A 22,328-nucleotide genomic window follows, 5' to 3' on the forward strand; every position below is an offset into this window, starting at 1 on the left:
GTCGTTAACCCCGACATCGTGCCACGAACCATCACTGCCGCCAAACGCGCATTTAAGCGTTGGGCGTGACGTGATGGTTCCCACGCTTCACGCGGGAACGATCATTACGTTCCACCGCCATCACTGTAGGAGTGAGCTTGCTCGCGATAGCGGTGATCAGCCACCACAGCTTTGTCTGATCCCCCGCTATCGCGAGCAAGCTCACTCCTACAGATGCGCGTTTACAGGTCGATGGCAAGCGGCATGTTCAAGCGTGTTCCACCGACCCAATGAAATTCGCCAGTTCCGGCGTTTTCGGGTTGGCCATCAACTCTTTCGGGTCCCCCACTTCATGCACCTTGCCCTGATGCATGAACACCAGCTTGTCGCCCACTTCCCGAGCGAAACGCATTTCGTGGGTCACCATGATCAGCGTCATGCCGTCTTTCGCCAGCTCGCGCACGACGCTGAGCACCTCATTCACCAGCTCCGGGTCCAGCGCCGAGGTGATTTCATCGCACAGCAGCACTTTCGGCGACATCGCCAAGGCCCGCGCAATTGCCACGCGCTGCTGCTGGCCTCCCGACAAACGATCAGGGAACGCGTCGAATTTCTCCCCGAGTCCGACGCGATGGAGCATTTCCTTGGCGAGCTTCGTCGCTTCAGCCTTGGAGACCTTTTTCACCACCTGCGGCGCGAGCATCACGTTTTCGCCGACGGTCAGGTGCGGGAACAGGTTGAACTGCTGAAACACCATGCCGACTTTCTGCCGCAGGCTGCGCAAGTCGGCCCGCGCTGCGTCGAGGTATTCGCCATCGACCTCGATCACACCGTCGTTGATCGATTCCAGCCCGTTGAGCGTGCGCAGCAACGTGCTTTTGCCCGAGCCGCTGCGGCCGATGATCGCCACGACCTGGCCTTCCTCGACGCTGAGGTCGATGCCTTTGAGCACGTGGTGATCGCCGTAGTATTTGTGCAGGGCAGAAATTCTAAGCAGAGGCATGAAGTCTCCTTTCCAAATAACGGGCGCTGAGCGACAGCGGATAACACAGCAGGAAGTAGCCCAGGGCGACGAAGCCGTAGACCATGAAAGGCTGGAACGTGGCGTTTGCGAGCATGCCGCCGGTCTTCGTAAGTTCTGTGAAACCGATGATCGACGTCACGGCTGTGCCTTTGACGACTTGCACCGAAAAGCCCACGGTCGGGGCCACGGCGATGCGCAACGCCTGGGGCAGAATCACGTAGCGCAGTTGCTCGAAGGGGGTGAGGGCCAGGCTTGCCGACGCCTCCCACTGACCGTTGGAAATCGACTCCACGCAGCCCCGCCAGATTTCAGCCAGGTACGCGCTCGTAAACAGTGTCAACGCGAGGGCGGCCGCGACCCAAGGCGAGATGTCCACACCCATCAGCGCGACGCCGAAGAACACCAGAAACAGTTGCATCAGCAGCGGCGTGCCCTGAAACAGCTCGATGTAGCAGCGGGCGAGCCTGCGCCAGAAACCCTTTTCAGAAATGCGCATCGTCATGACCAGCAAGCCGATCACGCCGCCGCCGATGAACGCGACCAGCGACAGCGCCAGCGTCCATTGCAGGCCTGTGAGCAGGTTGCGCACGATGTCCCATAGCGTGAAATCCATCAGCGGCTCCTCGCGATGTAGCGACGTCCGATCCACCCCAGCAACTGACGAATCATCAGCGCCATGAACAGGTAGATCAGCGTGGTAATGATGTACGTCTCGAAGGCGCGGAAGTTGCGCGACTGAATGAAGTTCGCGGCGAAGCTCAATTCTTCCGTCGCAATCTGAGAGCAGACCGCCGAGCCGAGCATGACGATGATGATCTGGCTGCTCAGCGCGGGCCAAACCTTGCCCAAGGCCGGAATCAACACTACATGGCGAAACGTCTCGAAGCGCGTCATCGCCAGTGCGGCCGAGGCTTCCAGCTGCCCACGAGGAATCGCCTGAATGCCTGCGCGAATGATTTCGGTCGAGTACGCGCCGAGGTTGATCACCATCGCCAGCACCGCTGCTTGCCATTCGGAAATCTGCACCCCCAGCGACGGCAGGCCGAAGAAGATGAAGAACAGCTGCACCAGAAACGGCGTGTTGCGTATCAGCTCGACGTAGACCCCAAACAGGGCCGAGAACGGCTGGATCTTCCAGGCCCTGACGATGGCGCCGACAATACCGACGCTGACGCCCAGCAGAGTGCCGATGGCCGTCAGCTCAAGGGTGAACAAGGCCCCACGCAGCAGCAGGTCAGCGTTTTGCAGGACCGGGATGAAGTCGAACTTATAGGCCATCTGAAAACCTCAACCAGACGCAGTGACTAAAGCGAGGCGATCAGAGATCGGCAGGCAACGGCTGTTTCAGCCAGGTCTGCGAGTTCTTCTCCAGCGCGCCATCTTGCTTCGCCGCTTCCAGAATCTCGTTGACCTTGGCCAACAGCTCCGGCTGGCCCTTGTTCACGCCGACGTAGACCGGCGAATCCTTGAGCTTCACTTTCAGCGACGGGATGCGTTTCGGGTTCTTTTCGCTGATCGCGACCATCACCACGTTGCCGCTGGCAATCAGGTCGGTCTGGTTGGCGAGGTAAGCGGCGATGGTCGAGTTGTTGTCTTCGAAACGCTTGATGGTGGCTTCTTTCGGTGCCACGGCAGTCAGCTCGATGTCTTCGATGGCGCCACGGGTCACGCTGATGGTTTTGCCTTTGAGGTCGTCCACGCCGCTGATGGCAGCGTCAGGTGGACCGAACACGGCGAGGTAAAACGGCGCATAGGCACGGGAGAAGTCGATGACTTTCTCGCGATCCGGGTTTTTGCCCAGGCTGGAGATCACCAGATCGACCTTGCCGGTGGTGAGGAACGGGATGCGGTTGGTGCTGTTCACCGGGGTGAGTTCCAGCTTCACCTTGAGCCGGTCGGCGATCAATTGCGCGGTGTCGATGTCCAGGCCGCGTGGTTTCAGGTCCGGGCCTACCGAACCGAAGGGCGGGAAGTCTTGCGGTACGGCGACTTTCAGCGTGCCGCGCGCGGTCACATCATCCAGCCCGTTGGCGTGGGCAGGGGCCTGGCCGAGCAGGAAGCTGGCAAACAGGGCGGCAAGCAGAGCGCTGTAACGCTGGGTCATGGGACGTCTCCGAATCGAACAAGGGTGAAGGCAATGCATGGGTGATGTTCAAGGGCCAGTGCACAGCCCATGCCATCGCTGCGTTTGCGACCGTGGAATGAGGGCTGGCGCCCTGATCCGGTCTAACTGGTCTGAACAGTTGGGCGCCGGGTCGCCCCGCTTTGGCGCGCCTGAAAGCCTCGCCGCCCTTCACTTGGGCGTCACTTGCCGAATCAGCGGGATGACTATAAAAGAAGGTTTTCCACGGTCATTGCGCCTGAAAACCCATGCACACGAGCCCGATTGCAGTACCCGAAGCCGCCTTCCAGGCGATCCGCAAATTGATCGCCGAGCAAGGCTATGGCCCTGGCGACAGCCTGCCCTCGCAGCGGGATCTCGCGGTTCGTCTGGGGGTCAGTCGCGCTTCGTTGCGCGAGGCGCTGTCGTCGTTGAGCGCGTTAGGTGTGGTCAGCGTGCAGCCCGGCAAGGGGGTTTTCGTTCAGGCGATTTCTGAACCACAACAGCGCACCAGTGGTTTTTCCTGGCCTTTTGCGGCCCACGCTTCGCCGTCGGAGACGTTTCAGCTGCGTTACGCGCTCGAAGGTTTTGCGGCAGGGCTGGCGGCTGTGACCCTGACGGCAGATGAGCGCGATGTCCTGGAGGACAACGTTGAAGCCATGCGCCTCGAACTCAAGGCCGGTGATTTCGACGGCGCCGCCAAACTGGACTTCGATTTCCACCGACGGATTCTTGTGGCGAGCGGCAATCAGGCGATTCTTGGGATCATTACGGCCAGCGCCGACATTTTTCTGGAGAGCCAGAAGCTGCCATTCATTCGCGCGGGCAGGGCGATGGAAACCTGGCAGGAACACCGCAAGATTCTCCGCGCCCTCGCTCGCAATGCTTCAGGCCCGGCGCAGAAGGCCATGCAGGAACATATAAGAGGCGCTGCGTTGCGTACGGGGATTGTGTTCGTGGCGCCTTCGGCCTGATTTCGGTCCCAAACGGGGCGCTTGTCTTGAATTCGAACGCATGACCTGTGGGAGCGAATTCATTCGCGATGCGGTGGCACAACCGATGGAGATCCGTCGGATGCGCTGGCCAATCGCGAATGAATTCGCTCCCACAGGGATCGTGCTCCACGCGCCAACGGGGCCGGCTCCTACCTGATGGGGGTCACTTCAATAAAGCTAGTCATCCAAACCCATAGCAAGAGACAATCGCCTCTACCTTCCTGTCACGACCCGACACAGTTATGATGGTCCACGTTTTTTTGCCTATGACCTCGGAGAAATCTCATGAGTAGCGACCTTATCAAACACGTCAGCGACGCGAGCTTCGAAGCCGATGTCCTGAAGGCACAAGGCCCTGTGCTGGTAGATTACTGGGCTGAGTGGTGCGGCCCTTGCAAAATGATCGCCCCGGTTCTGGACGATATCGCTGGCACCTACGAAGGCAAACTGACCATTGCCAAGCTGAACATCGACGAAAACCAGGAAACCCCGGCCAAGCACGGCGTTCGTGGTATTCCGACCCTGATGCTGTTCAAGGACGGCGAAGTCGCTGCCACCAAGGTTGGCGCTCTGTCCAAGTCCCAGTTGCAAGCGTTCCTCGACGCCAACATCTGATGGCGCAAAGGCCCCGCAAATTGCGGGGCTTTTTTCTGGCGTTGTACTAGACGCTTCGAAAATCAAGTGGTACATTCGGCCCCGCAACGGCTTCTCCGTTGCCCCCTGCTAGCCGTCGCCGACGCTCTCCTTTCGATTTGTACGCGATCCTGTCGCCTTCTCTGCGGCGCGGCCTCATTAAGCCAAAAGCTTAATTTCCCCCTCATACACGATTACGTCATTCCTATATGAACCTGACTGAACTCAAGCAAAAGCCTATTACCGATCTGCTCGAAATGGCCGAACAGATGGGCATAGAAAATATGGCCCGTTCGCGCAAGCAGGATGTGATCTTCTCCCTGCTGAAAAAGCACGCTAAAAGCGGCGAGGAAATCTCGGGTGATGGCGTGCTGGAGATCCTCCAGGACGGCTTCGGCTTCCTCCGCTCTGCAGACGCTTCCTACCTCGCGGGCCCAGACGACATCTACGTCTCGCCTAGCCAGATCCGCCGCTTCAACCTTCGCACGGGCGATACCATCGTTGGCAAGATCCGCCCGCCGAAGGAAGGCGAGCGTTACTTCGCACTGCTCAAGGTCGACACCATCAACTTCGACCGTCCAGAAAACGCGAAGAACAAGATTCTGTTCGAAAACCTGACGCCGTTGTTCCCGACGATTCGCATGAAGATGGAAGCCGGGAACGGCTCCACCGAAGACCTCACCGGTCGTGTCATCGACCTGTGCGCCCCTATCGGCAAAGGTCAACGCGGTCTGATCGTTGCCCCGCCGAAAGCGGGCAAGACCATCATGCTGCAGAACATCGCGTCGAACATCACCCGTAACAACCCTGAAGTTCACCTCATCGTTCTGCTGATCGATGAGCGTCCGGAAGAAGTGACCGAAATGCAGCGCACCGTGCGCGGCGAAGTGGTTGCCTCGACGTTCGACGAACCGCCAACCCGTCACGTGCAAGTCGCCGAAATGGTGATCGAGAAGGCCAAGCGCCTGGTCGAGCACAAGAAAGACGTGGTCATCCTGCTCGACTCCATCACCCGTCTGGCTCGCGCCTACAACACTGTGATTCCGAGCTCCGGCAAGGTACTGACCGGTGGTGTTGACGCCCACGCGCTGGAAAAACCAAAGCGCTTCTTCGGTGCGGCTCGTAACATCGAGGAAGGCGGCTCGCTGACCATCATCGCCACCGCGCTGGTTGAAACCGGTTCGAAAATGGACGAAGTGATCTACGAAGAATTCAAAGGCACCGGCAACATGGAGCTGCCTCTGGATCGTAAGATCGCCGAGAAGCGCGTCTTCCCGGCCATCAACATCAACCGTTCCGGCACACGCCGCGAAGAGTTGCTGACGGCTGACGACGAGCTGCAACGCATGTGGATTCTGCGCAAGCTGCTGCACCCGATGGACGAAGTCGCTGCCATCGAGTTCCTGGTCGACAAGCTGAAACAGACCAAGACCAACGATGAGTTCTTCCTGTCGATGAAGCGTAAATAACACGCTCAACGGCACGCGCTGAACGGCTGTAGAAAAATGGTGTCCTTTTGGGGCACCATTTTTTTTGACTTTTTTTAACAAGAAAGCGGACAAGGAGCGTCATGCACACCTTTGGCAATCGTCGGGACATCGACGGACTGCGCGCGTTGGCCGTCATTCCCGTGGTGCTTTACCACTTCGGGTTTGGCCTGTTCAGCGGCGGGTTCGTGGGCGTCGATGTGTTCTTCGTGATCTCCGGCTTCCTGATCACCTCGATCATCTTTCGGGAAATCAGCGCCGGGCGCTTCAGCTTTGTGGATTTCTGGGCCCGCCGCGCCCGACGCATCATTCCCGCCCTGAGCGTCATGATGCTCGCCGCCTTGCTGGTCGGCTGGGTGCTGATGCCCGCCAACGACTATTCACAACTGGGCCGGGCCGTCCGGTATCAGGCGATGTTCGCGTCCAACATCCTGTTCATGCGTCAGGACGGGTATTTCAACCCCGCCTCCGATTTCAAACCGCTGCTGCACACCTGGTCCCTGTCGGTGGAGGAGCAGTACTACATTCTGTTTCCCCTGCTGATGGTGTTGTTGACCCGTTACCTGCGGCAGTGGCGCTGGATGCTGTTCGGGCTGTTGGTGGTGTCGTTCGCGCTTAACGTCTGGGTGATCAAGCGCAACCCTGATGAGGCGTTTTTCCTGCTGCCGATGCGGGCGTGGGAGTTGTTGTGCGGCGCGATGCTGGCGGTGCTTCCGGTCTCGGATCGCAAGATGCCGCATTGGATGTATGAGGCGGTGAGCCTGGCGGGGCTGCTGGCGGTGCTGTACGCGATTTTCGGTTTCGACAAATACACGCTGTTTCCCGGGTGGGCGGCGCTGTTTCCGGTCCTTGGTGCGACGGCGATGATCTGGGCAAATGGACAGGCCTCCACCGTCGTCGGCCGGTTGCTGAGCGTGAAAGGGATGGTTGGGGTGGGGCTGATTTCCTATTCCTGGTATCTCTGGCACTGGCCGGTATTTGTCTACGCGAATGCGGTGTCCATTGACGGCATGCAGGCGCTTGAGGCCGCAGGGTGGGTCGTGCTCACGCTCGTGCTGGCGTGGCTGAGCTGGCGTCTGGTCGAGCTGCCGTTTCGCGAAAAACGGGTGTTGGCTGGGCGCAAGCCCGTTTTGTTTGCGGGTTTGGCGACGCTGTTGATTATCGGTTTGGCCGGCCAGTTGATACGCACCACCGACGGGGTGCCGAAACGGGTCTCAGGGCAAGCGCTGCAATACGCCGAAGCCCGCGACTGGCAGCGCGGGCAGATGGACTGCCTGTTGCAACGCGACAGCCCGGACATGAGCAAAATCTGCCGCTTTGGAGGCAATGAGCAAACCGCGCCAGTGCAGCTCGTGTGGGGAGACAGCCATGCGGCGGCTTTGCTGCCAGCCATTGAGGCTGACGCCAATCGCTACGGCATCCCGGTCTGGCTCGCCAGTCTTTCGGGTTGCCTGCCGATCCTCGGGCATGAAACCCGCCAGCAATGTCAGGATTTCAATCAGGCTACGCTGCAATCCATTCGCGAGCACAAGATTCGCGACGTCGTGCTGGCGGCACGTTGGAGCCTGTATCTGTACGGCGAAGAGGACGGCGACATGCAGCACGTTCTGTATCCGGACGACAGCCGCCCGGTCGCCGAGCAGGAAGTGGCCAAAGACCTGACTGCGATGGTCCACAGCCTGCGGGACGCGGGTGCGCGGGTATGGATTTTCAAGGAAGTCCCGCTGCAACGGCAGGGCACGGTGGCGCGGTTGGCGAGCCTGGCGATGGTCGGGCGTTCTGCCGAACGATTGGGACGACCCATCGCCGAGCACCTGGCGCGCCAGCAGTTTCTGAACACGCTGTTTACAGAGCTCAGCCAGCAGGACCCGAACGTGCGCGTCCTCGACCCTGCGCCCTTGATGTGTCCCGGCGGGATTTGTCGCGCCGAATTCGACGGTTATTCGCAATACATGGATGAAAATCACCTGTCGGATAAAGGCGGCGAGCGCATGAAGCCTTTGCTGGCGCCGATTTATCTCAGCGAAAACGCCGCTCAGGGCAGATGAATCCGCGTTCGGCTGCTGCCGTTGCCCGCCAGAGCAGGTAGGATGTGCATCTATTTGTTAAGTGGCCGGGTTAATGAAATTCAAGGATCTACGGGATTTCGTGCAGCAGCTTGAGCAGCGCGGAGAGTTGAAACGCATTCAAGTGCCTATTTCTCCTGTGCTGGAGATGACCGAAGTCTGCGACCGGACCCTGCGCAACAAGGGGCCGGCCTTGCTGTTCGAAAACCCGACGGGTTTTGACATTCCTGTGCTTGGCAACCTGTTCGGCACGCCAGAGCGCGTGGCCATGGGCATGGGCGCCGAGTCCACCGAAGAGCTGCGGGAGATTGGTAAACTGCTGGCGTTCCTCAAGGAACCCGAGCCGCCGAAAGGCCTGAAAGACGCCTGGTCGAAGCTACCGATCTTCAAGAAAGTCATCTCCATGGCGCCGAAAGTTGTCAAGGACGCCCCGTGCCAGGAAGTGGTCGTCGAAGGCGATGACGTCGATCTTGGCATGCTGCCGGTGCAGACGTGCTGGCCTGGCGACGTCGGCCCGCTGATCACGTGGGGCCTGACCGTCACCAGAGGCCCTAATAAAGAGCGCCAGAACCTGGGCATTTATCGCCAGCAGGTCATTGGCCGCAACAAAGTCATCATGCGCTGGCTCAGCCATCGCGGCGGCGCGCTGGACTTCAAGGAGTGGTGCGATAAGCATCCCGGCCAGCCTTTCCCGGTTTCCGTCGCACTGGGTGCTGACCCCGCGACGATTCTCGGTGCGGTCACGCCGGTGCCGGACAGCCTGTCCGAGTACGCTTTCGCAGGTCTTTTGCGTGGCAACCGCACCGAACTGATCAAATGCCGTGGCAACGACCTGCAAGTGCCGTCGAGCGCGGAAATCGTCCTGGAAGGCGTGATTCATCCGGGCGAAATGGCCGATGAAGGCCCTTACGGCGACCATACCGGCTATTACAACGAAGTCGACCGCTTCCCGGTCTTCACCGTCGAGCGCATCACTCACCGCATCAAGCCGATCTACCACAGCACCTACACCGGGCGTCCGCCGGATGAGCCCGCGATTCTGGGCGTGGCGTTGAACGAAGTGTTCGTGCCGATCCTGCAAAAGCAGTTCCCGGAGATCACCGACTTCTACCTGCCCCCCGAAGGGTGTTCGTACCGCATGGCGGTCGTGACCATGAAAAAGCAGTACCCCGGCCACGCCAAGCGCGTGATGTTGGGTGTGTGGTCGTTTTTGCGACAGTTCATGTACACCAAGTTCGTTATCGTCACCGACGACGACATCAACGCCCGTGACTGGAACGACGTCATCTGGGCGATCACCACGCGCATGGACCCCAAGCGCGACACCGTGATGATCGACAACACGCCGATCGATTACCTCGATTTCGCCTCGCCGGTCTCCGGGTTGGGGTCGAAAATGGGGCTCGATGCCACGCATAAATGGCCGGGCGAGACCACCCGTGAGTGGGGTCGCGCCATCGTCAAGGACGAAGCCGTCACCCGCCGGATCGACGATATCTGGAATCAGCTGGGAATAGATTGATGCGCGTAACCTTGCAGCCGTCGGGCGCAGTGCTTGAAACCTTGCCCGGCGAGCGGATTCTCGACGCCGCCCAGCGACTGGGGTACGAATGCCCGCAAAGCTGTCGCAACGGCAATTGCCATATCTGCTCCGCGCTGTTGGTCGAAGGCAGCGTCGAGCAGGGTGGTGAAGTGCGCGGGCATGGCGAAATCTACACCTGCCTGGCCGTGCCGCAAGAAGACTGCGTGGTGCTGTGGGACAGCGTGTTGCCTTTGGGAGAATTGCCCGTGCGAACGTTCGCGTGTCAGGTCACTGAATGCGTCGAGGTCGGCGGTGATGTCTGGCGCGTGATGCTCCGCGCCCCTGCAGGCAAGCCGCCGCGTTACCACGCCGGTCAGTACCTCATGATCGCCCGCGACGACGGCGAAAAGTCCGCATTCTCTATGGCGTCGGCGCCGGAAAGTGGCCGTGACCTGGAATTCCACGTCCTGGCCCGCGAAGCCAGTGCACAAAATCTGATCGAGCAGCTCCAGCGCGACGGCATGGCCCGCGTCGAGCTGCCCTTTGGCGACACTCATTTGGGCGAGTTGCCCGATGGCCCGCTGGTGCTGATCGCCGCTGGCACGGGCATGGGTCAGATGCACAGCCTCATCGAACATTGCCGTTCCAAAGGTTTTCCGTATCCCGTGCACGTTTATTGGGGCGTGCGACGTCCGGAGGACTTCTACGAACTGAAGCACTGGGACGAGTGGAAAAGCCTGCCAAACCTGCATTTGCACAAAGTCGTCAGCGACTTGTGCGGTTGGGAAGGGCGCTGCGGGATGTTGCACGAAGCCGTGTGCGAAGACTTCGCAGACCTGAAATCGATTCAGGTTTACGCCAGCGGATCGCCCAACATGGTGTACTCCACGCTGGACGCGCTGGTCGTCGCGGGTATGGACGCCCATCAAATGCGCGCGGACGTCTTCGCCTACGCGCCGCGTGCGTGACCGTCCGCCCGATGGCAGCTGCCGTGGAGAGCTAATTGCATCAGAATATGTGCAGGGTCGGTTTTAAGGCGTCACGACCTGCACATTGCTCAGAACCGTGAAAAGGTGTTGATTCACTGTTGCCTGAGCCGCTTCGACCGTTGTTCAGCACTGCACTGGCGTTATCACCGGCCAGTGAGGGAGCCAGATGGAGAACCAAATCAATAGCTTGGTGGAGGCCGTACATGACGGTCTTGGGCTGTCTTACCCACCTGTTATCGACCTCGGGCCAAAACTGACCCGCGAACAACTCCTTGCTTCCATGCACGCCACGATGAGCCGACACACTGGCGGCCCTGTCTGGCTGTTCGCGTACGGCTCACTGATCTGGCGCCCCGAATGCTCCGCCGTGGAGCGCGTGCGCGGCCGAGTGCACGGCTACCATCGCGGTTTGTACCTGTGGTCCCACGAACATCGCGGCACGCCCGAACAACCTGGGCTGGTGTTCGGCCTTGATCGCGGCGGCTCATGCAGTGGCTTCGCCTATCGACTCCCCGAGGAAAATATCGAAGCCTCATTGCTGGCGTTGTGGGAGCGGGAAATGCCATTCCCTTCCTACCGCCCCCACTGGCTCAGCTGCCGCCTCGAAGACGGCAACAAGGTTCAGGCCCTGGGTTTCGTGCTTGAACGGCATTTGCCCAGCTATGCGGGGAACCTGCCCGACAGCGTCCTGACCCAGGTCTTGGCCAGCGCCAGCGGTCGGTATGGCACGACGTGGGAATACGTCGAGCAGACGATTCACGCGCTGCGAAATCATGCGATGCCGGATGTGAGTCTGGAAGAGCGGTTCAAGCGGTGTAAGCCGATTTTGTTGGCGGTTTAACATCCGGTTGCCACGTCGCTGTCGTCTGCTGCCCGCGAAGCGTCAGACTTCGCTGACTTACACAGGAGGTATCCCGTGAGCGCTCAACTTTCTCCGATCGTTTCCGAGTTTGAATCAGAAGAACAGGCCGCGAGTTACGATGCTTGGTTCCGCGCGAAGGTACAGGCGTCTCTGGACGATGAGCGACCTAGCATCTCTCATGACGAAGTGATGGCCGAGATGAAGATGAGGTTGGCCGCCAAGCGCGAAAAGCGTCGCAATGATCGTTGATTGGCGACCGAAAGCACGCGAGGACCTCTGGAGATCCTCGAATACATTGATGAGCGAAACCCGAAAGCAGCTGACGCGCTACAGGCGGAAATAGAAAGAGCGACTTCCGCCCTTCCTGAACATCCTTATCTTTACCGAATACGCCGAGCGCCAATGACCCGGGAGATAATTGCTCATCCGAATTATCTGGTCGTTTATCAAATCACTGATCGGATTGAAATCGTGAGTATCCTCCATGCTCGTCAGGAATATCCCTGAGCGGAGTTCGGCGCGATAGGCCCCAGGACCAACCGCGCCGTAGTTTTAGACCACTAAGCCGCAGTGTCACGCGACTGACTGGCCACGCGCGTATGCCGTAACGTCGGTGCCAGAAACACCATCGCCAGCACGCACGACGACACCAGGATCACGAAACCGCCATCCCAGCCGAAATGGTCCACGGTGTAGCCCATCAGCGCACTGGCCGCGACCGACCCACCCAAATACCCGAACAGCCCTGTGAAGCCTGCCGCCGTGCCCGCTGCCTTTTTAGGCGCAAGTTCCAGCGCTTGCAGGCCGACCAGCATCACCGGCCCGTAAATCAGAAAGCCGATGGAGATCAGCGCGACCATGTCGATGGTCGGGTTGCCCGGTGGATTGAGCCAGTACACCAGCGTGGCCACGGTCACCAGCAGCATGAACACGATGCCGGTCAGGCCGCGGTTGCCACGGAAAATCTTGTCCGACATCCAGCCGCACAGCAGCGTCCCCGGAATGCCCGCCCACTCATAGAAAAAGTAGGCCCAGGACGTCTTGTCCACATCGAAATGCTTGGCTTCTTTCAGATAAGTCGGCGCCCAGTCGAGTACGCCGTAGCGCAGCAGATACACGAATACGTTCGCCAGCGCGATGTACCAGAGCATTTTGTTGCGCAGGACGTATTTGACGAAGATTTCCTTGGCGCTGAATTCCTCTTCGTGGCTTGCGTCGTAGCCTTCCGGGTAGTCGTTCTTGTACTCCTCCACTGGCGGCAACCCCACGGATTGGGGCGTGTCGCGCATGGTGATGAATGCGAACAGTGCGACGAACAGCGCGACCGCCGCTGGCACGTAGAACGCCGCGTGCCAATCGTTGGTCCAGCCCAGGCCGAGCAAGAACAGCGGGCCGATCAGGCCGCCGCCCACGTTGTGCGCCACGTTCCACACCGACACCACACCGCCGCGTTCTTTCTGCGACCACCAGTGCACCATCGTCCGCCCGCTCGGCGGCCAACCCATGCCCTGCGCCCAGCCATTGATAAACAGCAGGATAAACATGATCGCCACGCTCGACGTCGCCCAAGGCGCGAATCCGAACACGAACATCGTCGCGGCAGACACCAGTAATCCGAACGGCAGGAAATAACGAGGATTGGAGCGGTCCGACACCAGCCCCATTAGAAACTTCGACAGGCCGTAGGCGATGGCAATCGCCGAAATCGCTAGCCCCAACTCACCTCGTGTGTAGCCCTGATCGATCAGGTACGGCATGGCCAGCGAGAAGTTCTTGCGCAGCAAGTAGTACCCCGCATAGCCGAAGAAAATACCGGCGAAAATCTGCCAGCGCAGGCGACGATAGGTGCTGTCGACACGCTCGGCAGGCAACGGGGCCTGATGCGCGGCAGGTTTGAAAAAGGCAAACATCGAGACACTCCGAGTTCTTATTTTGGTATGCGAATTCGAATATTACATTTTCATTACAGAAAATAGGAAGGCTTCTCGTCTGATGCACCGCCGAAATTTGGCTGTTTGACGTGTTGGAATATGAACATGGTACAGGTGTGTAATCGGGAACAGAGGCTTTCGGATTCGTCCTACTTGAGAACCAGAATCGATCACCTTACTAACGAGCACGCAGACCCCTACCATCGCCGCCATCTGCCACAGGGCGTTGGGGACGAGGTAAAGGGTGAAATCACAATGGAAGGTGTCAGCCATTTTGAGTGGCTGTGCGCTGATGCTGAGCATGTCCGTCGGTGCGCGCGAGATGCACCCCCTCTTCGAGCGCTATGTCTCGCCAGACTATCCCTCTGCGTTGCGCGGCGGGAAGCTGTTTTCAAGCGTGCGGGTCCACTACGACATCCACCATGACGGCACTGTCACTGACGTCAGGGTCGTGGAGCAAACCGATCAGAAAGCCGCGAACTCTGCGCTGTCAGCCGTCAAACGTTGGCAATTCAAACCGTGGGACGTGACCGAAGAAAGGCCCGCCCGGATCGGTGAATCCGTGCATTTCGTTTTCGATCAGGAGCGGCTGGAGAAGCGATTGCGGATAGTGATCTCGTGGGCACGGAGGGATGTCTCATGAGCGGCCGGAAACGGTTCGCGCGATGGCTGCTGTGGTGGTCAGTGCTAATATCTGCCTCCTTGCACGCCAGCCAAAGGCCGGAATACGAACGCCAGATCCCACCCCCCTATCCCCGATCCTTGTACGAAGAAGGTCTGTCGGGGTTGGTTATCTTCGAATTTCTCGGGCACAACGACGGCTCGGTCACGGATGTGAAAATCATCGACAGCTCCCATCGCCATTTCGCCAAATCCGTTGAACGTACCGTCCCCAAATGGCGGCTCAAACCCTGGCAGGTCAGTGCGCAGGCGCCTGAAACGATGAGCTTTCGGCAAGAATTCTATTTCACCCACACCCGCGAGCGGAACGACCCGCACGGCTGGATGCGTCGATACCTGCGAACGCTCTCGTGCAACGCCTTCAACAAAGCGCTGACGACGTTCAAGGTCGAGTCTCCCAGCCAGAACCTGCACGACCTGCACTACATCACCTACACCTTCAGGGTGTTGGGAAAGGCCGCCACGCGGCACAAGATGACAGACAATCAGCGAGCGGAATTAGGGGATGAGTTTGATCGGTCTATACCCGGGGTGGTCGAGCAATGCGCAGCGCAGCCCGGTCTTCGCTATAAGCAAGTGTTGCCGGAGAGTGTCCGTGCATTGCTCTGAGTCAGCCTTTATCAAGCCCCGAACTGAGCCGGGGCTTGGGAGCAATCATCTGACCCCAACCACCACCTTCCCAACCGCGTTTCTCTGCCCCAACGAATCAATCGCTTCACCTGCCTGTTCCAGCGGATAAACCTTCGACACCAGCGGCTTCAACTTCCCCTCAGCGAACCACGTGAACAGCTGCTGGAAGTTCGCCGCATTGTCTTGCGGCTGGCGCTGTGCAAACGAGCCCCAGAACACGCCAACGACCGAGGCGCCTTTTAGCAGGGCGAGGTTGACGGGCAGTTCGGGGATGCGGCCGCTGGCGAAGCCGACGACGAGGAGGCGGCCGTTCCAGGCGATGGAGCGGACGGCCTGGTCGAAGAGGTCGCCGCCGACGGGGTCGTAGATGACGTCGACGCCGTTGCCGTTGGTGAGGCGTTTAAGTTCGTCCTTGAGGTTGGTTTCGCTGTAGTTGATGAGCTCGTCGGCACCGGCGTTTTTGGCGACTTCGAGTTTGTCGGCGCTGCTGGCGGCGGCGATGACGCGGGCGCCCAGGGCTTTGCCGATTTCAACCGCAGCCAGGCCGACGCCACCGGACGCCCCGAGGACGAGCAGGGTTTCGCCGGGTTGCAGGTTGGCGCGCTGTTTGAGCGCATGCATGGAGGTGCCGTAGGTCATGCTGAACGCCGCAGCGGTGGTGAAATCCATGGCCTCGGGAATTGGCAGGACGTTGTATCCGGCGACGGCGATTTGCTCGGCGAAGCTGCCCCAACCGGTGAGGGCCATGACCCGGTCGCCGACTTTCAGGTGACTGACTTTTTCACCGACGGCTGCGACGACACCCGACGCTTCGCCCCCCGGCGAAAAGGGGAAGGGCGGTTTGAACTGGTATTTGCCCTCGATGATCAGCGTGTCGGGGAAGTTGACCCCGGCGGCGTGCACGTCCAACAGAATCTCGTTTTTCTTGGGTTCTGGCGTCGGAACGTCTTCCAGCACAAGGTTTTCGGCAGGGCCGAAGGCTTTACAGAGCACGGCTTTCATCGGGGACTATTCCTTTTCCAGTGATGGCCGATAAGTGTAGGTAGAGGGGGTGTGGGGTCAATGAGCATGCCCCGGCCTGATAGGCGTGCATAAGCTGGAGTAAGCTATGGCGCGAACCGGACGAGGAGTGGGACTGTGAAAGCGTGGATTCTGATGTTGTTGGCGCTGTCGGCGCCTGTGCTGGCCAATGAAGAAGGCGGCGAGAAAGATGACCCGAACAAGGTCTCATATGTGGCGTTAACGCCGCCGTTCGTGGGCAACTACGCGCTGGATGGCAGCCCAAAACTTCACGTGTACAAGGCTGACGTGGCGTTGCGTGTGACCGGTGCCGAAGCGCAGAAGCTGGTCAAGGCGAACGAGCCGTTGATCCGCAATCAGTTGGTGGCGCTGTTCACTCAGCAAACCCTCGAAAGCATGAGCAACGTCGACGCTAAAGAAAAACTGCGTCAGGAAGCATTGAAGCAGACCCAGCAGGTATTGAGCCAGGAAACCGGCAAGCCTGTGGTGGATGACCTGCTGTTCAACAACTTCATCGCCCAGTAAATATTGGCCTGAATCTGTAGGCGTGAGCTTGCTCGCGATGGCGGCGAGTCAGTTAGCAAATCTATCGCTGACACAGTGCAATCGCGAGCAAGCTCACTCCTACAGGAGCAGTCGGCGGTCGTGAATTCAACGCAACGCCAACACCGCTGCCCACTGTTCGGGCGTGACGGACATGACGGAAAGCCGACTGCCCTTTTGAACCAGCGGCAGTTGTTCCAGCGCGGTCTGCTGTTTCAAATACCCTAGGCCCAACACTTTCGGAAACGTCTCTACGAACGCCACATCAATGGCGCTCCATGGATTTTTCTCGTCATTGGCTTTGGCGTCGAAGTAGTGGCTGTCTTTGTCTAGCGCGGTGGGATCGGGATACGCCGTCCTGGTGATTTTCCCGATGCCCGCGATCCCCGGTTCAGGGCAGCTGGAGTGGTAAAAGAAAAACTCATCGCCTTCAGCCATGGCCCGAAGAAAGTTGCGCGCCTGGTAATTTCGAACGCCATCCCAGCGGGCTTGGCCGAGAGTTTGCAGGCCAGTGATCGACAGCTCGTCGGGCTCGGATTTCATCAGCCAATAGGCCATGGATTGGGGCTCCTGAAGACGTAATGGACAGGTTGTCCGACGCTTTTATGACAAACCGACGGTCGGTTGACGCCAGCATTTGCGTGTTGCATCACGTTAACGCAGAATGCCGCCATTTTCAGCGCTACACCGTTTCGCGGCCTATAGAAACATGTCGTGAACGACAGCTTTTGATTTGCCAAAGGGGGGCAATCAATGCAACGCAAGCCGGATTTACTATGGATTTTGGTCATTTTGTTCGGCTTGGGCATTGTCACCACGGGTTATGCACAAAGTTTGTGGTCCGCGAAGCCGGATGCACCGGTTGAAGTCACGCAGCAACAGCCTCAACAGACGCGTCGTTAATCGCCTGACGCCTTCGCTTTAATGACTGTGGGGCTGAATTCATTCGGTACGGCCATGACGATGTGTCGGATATACCGGTCTATCGCGAATGAATTCGCTCCTACAGAGCGTTCCGCGCCTCAGCCATCACGCCATATACCAACGCTTGTCGGACACCGTTCCCTGCAGCGGCACATCCCAACTGGCCACCGCCAGTTTTCCAACCTTCTGACACTCATGCGCTAAACCCAGCAACACCGGTTTCTGCCAGTCTTTCCGACGTGCCTGATACGCCAGGCTGCGGTCGTAGAATCCCCCTCCCATGCCCAGCCGACCACCCTGATCGTCGAACCCCACCAGCGGCATCAGGATCAGGTCCAGCGCCCAGATTTTGCGCTGCTGGCGGGGGTTGATGTGCGGCTCGGGGATGCGAAACCGGTTGGGCCTGAATTTATCTCCCGGTCGAACCCGCTGAAACACCATCTTGGTCCGAGGCCATGCACTGAGCACCGGCAGATAGGTCGCCTTGCCCCGGCGTTGTGCTTCGCGCAGCAGCAGGCGTGGGTCGATTTCACCGTCCATCGGAAGGTACAGCGAAACATGCCGTGCGCGACGAAAAAGCGGGTTCTGCGCCAATTGGTTGTACAAACCGCGTGCCGCCTGTCGCTGTTCTGCTCGGTTGAGCGAGCGACGCGCCTTGCGCAACAAACGACGCAATTGAGGACGGGAAAGGGTCGAGGGATCGTTCAGGGAAGGGGCGCCAGAGGAAGTCATGCAGGCGGGTCCGAGAGAGTAGGAGAGGGACTGTCTGGAGTCAGGGCGATTCACGATGGTCCCCGGTTCCACCGCCAGACAGGACGTCTGGCAATGGCTTGAGAATTTGAGACTCCCCGACGAACCGCTGTCGGTGTAGCCCTTGAACCCGAAAGTTCAAGGTGGAGATTGCAGGAGGCTTTAAGGCTTTCCGTCGAGCGGACATGCACACCAACCCCAACGTGCAACCCCCGTGGTTGTGCGTATCGGCTCAGGGACATGACCGACTGGCAAGCACTCCAGGGAGCGGTCGCCAGTATAACGAATGATGCTCGAACAATCAGCCTTGTGCTTTTGGCTCATCCGTGGCAAGGACCAGGTCCACGCGGTCCAGCAGGTCACGCACTTGCTCACGAGTCGAGCCGCTGGTTTGAGTCTCGGGCAGTTCCTGTTTGTGCAGCAGGTCATGAGTAATGTTCAGCGCGGCCATCACGGCAATGCGGTCGGCACCGATGACTTTGCCGCTGCTGCGGATCTCACGCATCTTGCCGTCCAGATAACGCGCGGCGCTAACCAGATTGGTGCGCTCCTCTTGAGGACAGATGATCGAATATTCTTTGTCGAGGATTTGCACGGTGATGCTGTTGCCATTACTCATGAGTCTTGCTCCAGGGCCTTGAGGCGCGAAATCATGGACTCGACCTTTTGCCGGGCGATTTCGTTCTTTTCAATGAGGTGAGCGCGTTCCTCGCGCCAGGTTTTTTCCTGAGCTAATAGGAGTCCGTTTTGACTTTTTAGTTGCTCGACCCGATTGATCAATAATTCCAGTCGGGCCATCAACGCTTGCAGGTCGTTGTCTTCCATCGTTTTCCACTGATTATTTTCTGATGAGTGGTGCAGGAGCTGGCCTCAGGAACTGCCTTGAATGTCGCCTGGATAGCTTGGGCGCGTCTGCCGGTGCTACGATACAAGGCCTCCATTCTAGACATTGCGCCGCTTGGCGCCTAGTTGCCCATGCCTAATCAGAATTCCCCGTACAACGCATTCGCCACCCTGCTCACCAGCGGTGGTCATCCTGTCTCTCCTGCCGAGTTGCATGGCCTGTTGCTGGGCCGCAGTTGCGCGGGCGCCGGCTTCGACGCCGAGGGCTGGTTCGACGACGCGCACGAATTGCTGCAGACCGAGCCTGAGGCCAATGTCCGTCAGGCTTTGATCGGCTTGCAGGAGATGGTCAAGAACGAGCTGACCGGCGACGACATGGCTGTCGTGCTGCTGTTGCCTGGCGACGATGAATCGCTGACCGCCCGCACCACGGCGATTGGCCAATGGTGCCAAGGCTTCCTCCACGGCTTCGCGCGCGTCGGTGGACAGCCGATGAGCGACGATGCCAAGGACGTCTTGCAGGACCTGGCCGCCATCGCCCAGATTCAGGACTCGCTGGACGAGTCCGAAGACGGTGAAAGCGACTACATGGAAGTCATGGAATACCTGCGCGTCGCCCCGCTGCTCCTGTTCACCGAGTTCAACAAGAAAGCGGAGCCTGAAGCGAAGCCTTCCCTGCACTGATTGCCATCGTTGTCGTTCGGTCATTGGCCTGCGTGCGCTGATGACCGGAGCGCCCACCCGGAGGACCGCACTTGCCCATGATCCATATCCCGAAAGCCGAATACGCCCGTCGCCGCAAAGCCTTGATGGCGCAGATGGAACCCAACAGCATCGCCATCCTCCCGGCAGCCGCTGTGGCCATTCGAAATCGTGATGTCGAACATGTGTACCGCCAGGACAGCGACTTCCAATACCTGAGCGGCTTCCCCGAGCCGGAAGCGGTGATCGTGCTCATCCCCGGTCGCGAATATGGCGAGTACGTGCTGTTCTGCCGCGAGCGCAATGCCGAGCGAGAGCTGTGGGACGGCTTGCGTGCCGGACAGGACGGCGCGATCAGCGAGTACGGCGCCGACGACGCATTCCCCATCACGGACATCGACGACATCCTGCCGGGCCTGATTGAAGGGCGCGACCGAGTGTATTCCTCGATGGGCAGCAACCCCGAGTTCGATCGCCATGTCATGGAGTGGATCAACGTGATTCGCTCGAAGGCGCACTTGGGCGCGCAGCCGCCGAAAGAGTTCGTTGCGCTGGATCACCTGCTTCACGACATGCGCCTGTATAAGTCTGCGGCGGAAGTGAAGGTGATGCGCGAAGCGGCGCAAATTTCTGCTCGCGCTCATGTACGGGCGATGCAGGCCAGTCGTGCCGGTCTGTACGAGTTCAGCCTCGAAGCCGAGCTGGATTACGAATTTCGCAAGGGCGGGGCGAAGATGCCGGCGTACGGCTCCATCGTCGCGTCGGGCCGCAACGGCTGCATTCTTCACTACCAGGAAAACGACGCGCCGTTGAAGGACGGCGATCTGGTGTTGATCGACGCGGGCTGCGAGATCGACTGTTACGCCAGCGACATCACGCGGACGTTCCCTGTCAGTGGAAAATTCTCGCCTGAACAGAAAGCGATTTACGAACTGGTGCTCAAATCCCAGGAAGCGGCGTTCGCAGCGATCAAGCCGGGCAATCATTGGAACCAGGCCCATGAGGCCACGGTGCACGTGATCACGGCCGGGCTGGTGGAACTGGGCCTGTTGCAAGGCGAGGTCAGTGAACTGATCGCCAGCGAGGCGTACAAAGCTTTTTATATGCACCGCGCCGGGCACTGGCTGGGCATGGACGTGCATGACGTCGGCGAATACAAGGTCGGCGGCGAATGGCGTGTGCTGGAAGTCGGTATGGCGCTGACCGTTGAGCCGGGTATTTACGTATCGCCGGACAATCAGAACGTCGCGAAGAAATGGCGCGGGATTGGTGTACGAATCGAGGACGATGTCGTGGTGACCAAAAAAGGCTGTGAAATCCTCACCGGTGGCGTGCCCAAGACGGTGGCTGACATCGAGGCCCTGATGGCCGCTGCGCGAACCGAAGCTGCATGAGCCGTTTCAATCTGGCGATTGTGGGTGGCGGGCTGGTCGGTGCGAGTCTGGCGCTGGCGTTGCAGGCGGGTGCCAAGGCGCGGGGCTGGAAGATCGTCATGATCGAACCCTTCGCACCGGGCGATACCTATCAACCGAGTTACGACGCGCGTTCATCGGCGCTGTCCTTCGGCGCTCGGCAAATTTATGAACGCCTGGGCCTGTGGCAGCAGATCAGCCGCCGCGCCGAGCCGATCCTGCAAATTCAGGTGTCCGACAAAGGCCGTTTTGGCGCAGCGCGTCTGTCTTCGATGCAGGAAGGCGTACCCGCGCTGGGCTATGTGGTGGAAAACGCCTGGCTCGGGCAATGCCTCTGGCAGGGTCTTGATAAAGACGTGATCACCTGGCGCGTGCCCGCTGAAGTCAAACAGATGCAGGCGCAGCCCGAAGGCTATCGCCTGACCCTGAGCGACGACACTCAATTGGACTGCGATTTGGCGATTCTCGCCGACGGTGGCCGGTCCAACTTGCGCGAACAGCTCGGCATCGGCGTGCGCGCCACGCCATACGATCAGAGCGCGTTGATCGCCAACATCACCCCCGGCGAGGCCCATTGCGGTCAGGCGTTCGAGCGCTTCACCGAAGAAGGCCCAATGGCGCTGCTTCCGTTGCCGGAGAATCGCTGTGCGTTGGTCTGGACCCGCAAACCGGACGAAATCATACGGCTGATGGCATTGGACGACCGCAGTTTCCTCAGCGAATTACAGAGCGTGTTCGGTTACCGACTCGGCGCGCTGAAGCAGGTCGGCGTACGCCACACTTACCCGCTGTCGTTGATCGAAGCGGAAGAGCAAGTGCGCTCGCATCTGGTGGTGTTGGGCAACGCCGCGCACAGCCTGCACCCGATTGCCGGGCAGGGCTTCAACCTGTCCCTGCGCGATGCCGCGTCGTTGGCCGAAGCGCTGCTGGCCAGCGATGCCGCACCGGGAGAGCTGGCGACTTTGCAGGCCTACCGCGACCGCCAGTTTATGGACCAGAAACTGACCGTGGGCTTTTCCGATCAGGTCACGCGCCTGTTCGGCAGCCAGCAGGCTGCGATCACGGCAGGGCGCAATATTGGCCTGCTCGGTCTCGACCTGCTGCCGTCGGCCAAAAGCTGGTTTGCTCGTCAGGCCATGGGCCTGGGAACGCGGGCCGATGTTTGACCCTTCTTTCATTCGTGGCTAATGCCGCACTTCATTCCGTGGCGCCAGCCACCAACGAGACGATTCAA

25 protein-coding genes, 1 other RNA gene and 1 pseudogene are annotated in these 22,328 nt (G+C 59.5%); 16 read left to right on the forward strand and 11 right to left on the reverse strand.

What is annotated here, in order from left to right:
- Window positions 1-247: 247 nt before the first annotated feature.
- From GVN17_RS05020 to GVN17_RS05035, 4 genes are read right to left on the reverse strand one after another with little or no spacing between them, the layout of a single operon-like run.
- Window positions 248-982, reverse strand: coding sequence for an amino acid ABC transporter ATP-binding protein (locus GVN17_RS05020; protein WP_166594121.1), 735 nt, complete (start codon window positions 980-982; stop codon window positions 248-250).
- On the reverse strand, window positions 969-1,619 hold the full coding sequence (locus tag GVN17_RS05025) for an amino acid ABC transporter permease (RefSeq protein WP_178115704.1): 651 nt from the start codon (window positions 1,617-1,619) through the stop codon (window positions 969-971). The genes GVN17_RS05020 and GVN17_RS05025 overlap by 14 nt, the downstream gene beginning before the upstream one ends.
- Window positions 1,616-2,281 (reverse strand): amino acid ABC transporter permease, encoded by a 666-nt coding sequence (locus GVN17_RS05030; protein WP_166594123.1) that lies wholly within the window; start codon window positions 2,279-2,281, stop codon window positions 1,616-1,618. The genes GVN17_RS05025 and GVN17_RS05030 overlap by 4 nt, the downstream gene beginning before the upstream one ends.
- Window positions 2,282-2,321: 40 nt before the next feature.
- On the reverse strand, window positions 2,322-3,107 hold the full coding sequence (locus GVN17_RS05035) for a transporter substrate-binding domain-containing protein (protein ID WP_166594124.1): 786 nt from the start codon (window positions 3,105-3,107) through the stop codon (window positions 2,322-2,324).
- A gap of 266 nt (window positions 3,108-3,373) precedes the next feature.
- On the opposite strand from GVN17_RS05035, the gene GVN17_RS05040 reads away from it, so the two are divergent.
- The 9 genes and pseudogenes from GVN17_RS05040 (at window position 3,374) to GVN17_RS05080 (ending at window position 12,165) form a co-directional block, all read left to right on the forward strand.
- Entirely contained in the window at window positions 3,374-4,078 is a 705-nt protein-coding gene (locus GVN17_RS05040) for a FadR/GntR family transcriptional regulator (RefSeq protein WP_166594125.1), read from the forward strand.
- Window positions 4,079-4,384: 306 nt separating this feature from the next.
- Complete coding sequence (gene trxA / locus GVN17_RS05045) at window positions 4,385-4,714, forward strand: thioredoxin TrxA (RefSeq protein WP_166594126.1); 330 nt, start codon at window positions 4,385-4,387, stop codon at window positions 4,712-4,714.
- A gap of 227 nt (window positions 4,715-4,941) precedes the next feature.
- Window positions 4,942-6,201, forward strand: coding sequence for a transcription termination factor Rho (gene rho, locus GVN17_RS05050; RefSeq protein ID WP_110948772.1), 1,260 nt, complete (start codon window positions 4,942-4,944; stop codon window positions 6,199-6,201).
- A 101-nt stretch (window positions 6,202-6,302) separates the two neighbouring features.
- Entirely contained in the window at window positions 6,303-8,267 is a 1,965-nt protein-coding gene (locus tag GVN17_RS05055; protein WP_166594127.1) for an acyltransferase family protein, read from the forward strand.
- Window positions 8,268-8,340: 73 nt separating this feature from the next.
- Window positions 8,341-9,807 carry a 4-hydroxy-3-polyprenylbenzoate decarboxylase gene (gene ubiD, locus GVN17_RS05060; RefSeq protein WP_166594128.1) on the forward strand — a complete coding sequence of 489 codons (1,467 nt, stop codon included), beginning with the start codon at window positions 8,341-8,343 and terminating at the stop codon, window positions 9,805-9,807.
- Window positions 9,807-10,775: a CDP-6-deoxy-delta-3,4-glucoseen reductase gene (locus GVN17_RS05065; RefSeq protein ID WP_166594129.1), complete on the forward strand. Its 969-nt coding sequence runs from the start codon at window positions 9,807-9,809 to the stop codon at window positions 10,773-10,775. Before ubiD ends, GVN17_RS05065 begins: the two co-directional genes overlap by 1 nt.
- A 187-nt stretch (window positions 10,776-10,962) precedes the next feature.
- Entirely contained in the window at window positions 10,963-11,637 is a 675-nt protein-coding gene (locus tag GVN17_RS05070; protein WP_166594130.1) for a gamma-glutamylcyclotransferase, read from the forward strand.
- 75 nt (window positions 11,638-11,712) lie between these two features.
- Entirely contained in the window at window positions 11,713-11,907 is a 195-nt protein-coding gene (locus tag GVN17_RS05075) for an antitoxin (protein WP_166594131.1), read from the forward strand.
- Window positions 11,897-12,165: pseudogene (locus GVN17_RS05080) on the forward strand (type II toxin-antitoxin system RelE/ParE family toxin). Before GVN17_RS05075 ends, GVN17_RS05080 begins: the two are co-directional and overlap by 11 nt.
- Window positions 12,166-12,218: 53 nt before the next feature.
- Here the strand turns inward: GVN17_RS05080 and glpT are convergent.
- Window positions 12,219-13,568: a glycerol-3-phosphate transporter gene (gene glpT / locus GVN17_RS05085; RefSeq protein WP_166594132.1), complete on the reverse strand. Its 1,350-nt coding sequence runs from the start codon at window positions 13,566-13,568 to the stop codon at window positions 12,219-12,221.
- A 265-nt stretch (window positions 13,569-13,833) separates the two neighbouring features.
- Between glpT and GVN17_RS05090 the strand changes: the two genes are divergently transcribed.
- Window positions 13,834-14,232 (forward strand): TonB family protein, encoded by a 399-nt coding sequence (locus GVN17_RS05090; protein ID WP_166594133.1) that lies wholly within the window; start codon window positions 13,834-13,836, stop codon window positions 14,230-14,232.
- Window positions 14,233-14,291: 59 nt separating this feature from the next.
- On the forward strand, window positions 14,292-14,879 hold the full coding sequence (locus GVN17_RS05095; RefSeq protein ID WP_166594134.1) for an energy transducer TonB: 588 nt from the start codon (window positions 14,292-14,294) through the stop codon (window positions 14,877-14,879).
- Between the two features lie 45 nt (window positions 14,880-14,924).
- Here the strand turns inward: GVN17_RS05095 and GVN17_RS05100 are convergent, their stop codons facing one another.
- Entirely contained in the window at window positions 14,925-15,902 is a 978-nt protein-coding gene (locus GVN17_RS05100; protein ID WP_166594135.1) for an NADPH:quinone oxidoreductase family protein, read from the reverse strand.
- Between the two features lie 135 nt (window positions 15,903-16,037).
- Here GVN17_RS05100 and GVN17_RS05105 point away from each other — a divergent pair, with 135 nt between their 5' ends.
- A complete protein-coding gene (locus tag GVN17_RS05105; RefSeq protein ID WP_166594136.1) occupies window positions 16,038-16,445 on the forward strand; it encodes a flagellar basal body-associated protein FliL in 408 nt (135 codons plus the stop codon).
- A gap of 126 nt (window positions 16,446-16,571) precedes the next feature.
- On the opposite strand, the gene GVN17_RS05110 is transcribed toward GVN17_RS05105, so the two are convergent.
- Window positions 16,572-17,021 (reverse strand): EVE domain-containing protein, encoded by a 450-nt coding sequence (locus GVN17_RS05110; protein ID WP_166594137.1) that lies wholly within the window; start codon window positions 17,019-17,021, stop codon window positions 16,572-16,574.
- 195 nt (window positions 17,022-17,216) lie between these two features.
- Between GVN17_RS05110 and GVN17_RS05115 the strand changes: the two genes are divergently transcribed.
- Window positions 17,217-17,366 (forward strand): hypothetical protein, encoded by a 150-nt coding sequence (locus GVN17_RS05115; RefSeq protein WP_166594138.1) that lies wholly within the window; start codon window positions 17,217-17,219, stop codon window positions 17,364-17,366.
- A gap of 126 nt (window positions 17,367-17,492) precedes the next feature.
- Here GVN17_RS05115 and GVN17_RS05120 read toward each other — a convergent pair whose 3' ends face one another.
- The 4 genes from GVN17_RS05120 to GVN17_RS05135 form a co-directional block, all read right to left on the reverse strand.
- Window positions 17,493-18,119 (reverse strand): 5-formyltetrahydrofolate cyclo-ligase, encoded by a 627-nt coding sequence (locus GVN17_RS05120; RefSeq protein ID WP_166594139.1) that lies wholly within the window; start codon window positions 18,117-18,119, stop codon window positions 17,493-17,495.
- 109 nt (window positions 18,120-18,228) lie between these two features.
- A non-coding RNA gene (gene ssrS, locus GVN17_RS05125) (6S RNA) lies at window positions 18,229-18,407 on the reverse strand.
- 31 nt (window positions 18,408-18,438) lie between these two features.
- Window positions 18,439-18,756, reverse strand: coding sequence for a cell division protein ZapA (locus GVN17_RS05130; protein ID WP_166594140.1), 318 nt, complete (start codon window positions 18,754-18,756; stop codon window positions 18,439-18,441).
- Window positions 18,753-18,962, reverse strand: coding sequence for a TIGR02449 family protein (locus tag GVN17_RS05135; protein WP_062379587.1), 210 nt, complete (start codon window positions 18,960-18,962; stop codon window positions 18,753-18,755). Before GVN17_RS05135 ends, GVN17_RS05130 begins: the two co-directional genes overlap by 4 nt.
- 150 nt (window positions 18,963-19,112) lie before the next feature.
- Between GVN17_RS05135 and GVN17_RS05140 the strand changes: the two genes are divergently transcribed.
- The 3 genes from GVN17_RS05140 (at window position 19,113) to ubiH (ending at window position 22,260) form a co-directional block, all read left to right on the forward strand.
- Entirely contained in the window at window positions 19,113-19,664 is a 552-nt protein-coding gene (locus tag GVN17_RS05140; protein WP_166594141.1) for a YecA family protein, read from the forward strand.
- A 77-nt stretch (window positions 19,665-19,741) separates the two neighbouring features.
- On the forward strand, window positions 19,742-21,076 hold the full coding sequence (gene pepP, locus GVN17_RS05145) for a Xaa-Pro aminopeptidase (protein WP_166594142.1): 1,335 nt from the start codon (window positions 19,742-19,744) through the stop codon (window positions 21,074-21,076).
- Entirely contained in the window at window positions 21,073-22,260 is a 1,188-nt protein-coding gene (gene ubiH, locus GVN17_RS05150) for a 2-octaprenyl-6-methoxyphenyl hydroxylase (RefSeq protein ID WP_166594143.1), read from the forward strand. Before pepP ends, ubiH begins: the two co-directional genes overlap by 4 nt.
- Window positions 22,261-22,328: the final 68 nt, after the last annotated feature.

The sequence above is a fragment of the Pseudomonas sp. SLFW genome (assembly GCF_009905615.1).
Classification (GTDB): domain Bacteria; phylum Pseudomonadota; class Gammaproteobacteria; order Pseudomonadales; family Pseudomonadaceae; genus Aquipseudomonas; species Aquipseudomonas bambusae.

What these genes read in the sequence shown, in the direction of transcription:
- glpT (WP_166594132.1), bottom strand. Translation starts at nt 13,568, where the DNA reads ATGTTTGCCTTTTTCAAACCTGCCGCGCATCAGGCCCCGTTGCCTGCC.
- ubiH (WP_166594143.1), top strand. Translation starts at nt 21,073, where the DNA reads ATGAGCCGTTTCAATCTGGCGATTGTGGGTGGCGGGCTGGTCGGTGCG.
- GVN17_RS05030 (WP_166594123.1), bottom strand. Translation starts at nt 2,281, where the DNA reads ATGGCCTATAAGTTCGACTTCATCCCGGTCCTGCAAAACGCTGACCTG.
- GVN17_RS05100 (WP_166594135.1), bottom strand. Translation starts at nt 15,902, where the DNA reads ATGAAAGCCGTGCTCTGTAAAGCCTTCGGCCCTGCCGAAAACCTTGTG.
- GVN17_RS05055 (WP_166594127.1), top strand. Translation starts at nt 6,303, where the DNA reads ATGCACACCTTTGGCAATCGTCGGGACATCGACGGACTGCGCGCGTTG.
- rho (WP_110948772.1), top strand. Translation starts at nt 4,942, where the DNA reads ATGAACCTGACTGAACTCAAGCAAAAGCCTATTACCGATCTGCTCGAA.
- GVN17_RS05110 (WP_166594137.1), bottom strand. Translation starts at nt 17,021, where the DNA reads ATGGCCTATTGGCTGATGAAATCCGAGCCCGACGAGCTGTCGATCACT.
- GVN17_RS05070 (WP_166594130.1), top strand. Translation starts at nt 10,963, where the DNA reads ATGGAGAACCAAATCAATAGCTTGGTGGAGGCCGTACATGACGGTCTT.
- ubiD (WP_166594128.1), top strand. Translation starts at nt 8,341, where the DNA reads ATGAAATTCAAGGATCTACGGGATTTCGTGCAGCAGCTTGAGCAGCGC.
- GVN17_RS05065 (WP_166594129.1), top strand. Translation starts at nt 9,807, where the DNA reads ATGCGCGTAACCTTGCAGCCGTCGGGCGCAGTGCTTGAAACCTTGCCC.
- pepP (WP_166594142.1), top strand. Translation starts at nt 19,742, where the DNA reads ATGATCCATATCCCGAAAGCCGAATACGCCCGTCGCCGCAAAGCCTTG.
- GVN17_RS05040 (WP_166594125.1), top strand. Translation starts at nt 3,374, where the DNA reads ATGCACACGAGCCCGATTGCAGTACCCGAAGCCGCCTTCCAGGCGATC.
- GVN17_RS05115 (WP_166594138.1), top strand. Translation starts at nt 17,217, where the DNA reads ATGCAACGCAAGCCGGATTTACTATGGATTTTGGTCATTTTGTTCGGC.
- GVN17_RS05130 (WP_166594140.1), bottom strand. Translation starts at nt 18,756, where the DNA reads ATGAGTAATGGCAACAGCATCACCGTGCAAATCCTCGACAAAGAATAT.
- GVN17_RS05035 (WP_166594124.1), bottom strand. Translation starts at nt 3,107, where the DNA reads ATGACCCAGCGTTACAGCGCTCTGCTTGCCGCCCTGTTTGCCAGCTTC.
- GVN17_RS05135 (WP_062379587.1), bottom strand. Translation starts at nt 18,962, where the DNA reads ATGGAAGACAACGACCTGCAAGCGTTGATGGCCCGACTGGAATTATTG.
- GVN17_RS05020 (WP_166594121.1), bottom strand. Translation starts at nt 982, where the DNA reads ATGCCTCTGCTTAGAATTTCTGCCCTGCACAAATACTACGGCGATCAC.
- GVN17_RS05120 (WP_166594139.1), bottom strand. Translation starts at nt 18,119, where the DNA reads ATGACTTCCTCTGGCGCCCCTTCCCTGAACGATCCCTCGACCCTTTCC.
- trxA (WP_166594126.1), top strand. Translation starts at nt 4,385, where the DNA reads ATGAGTAGCGACCTTATCAAACACGTCAGCGACGCGAGCTTCGAAGCC.
- GVN17_RS05140 (WP_166594141.1), top strand. Translation starts at nt 19,113, where the DNA reads ATGCCTAATCAGAATTCCCCGTACAACGCATTCGCCACCCTGCTCACC.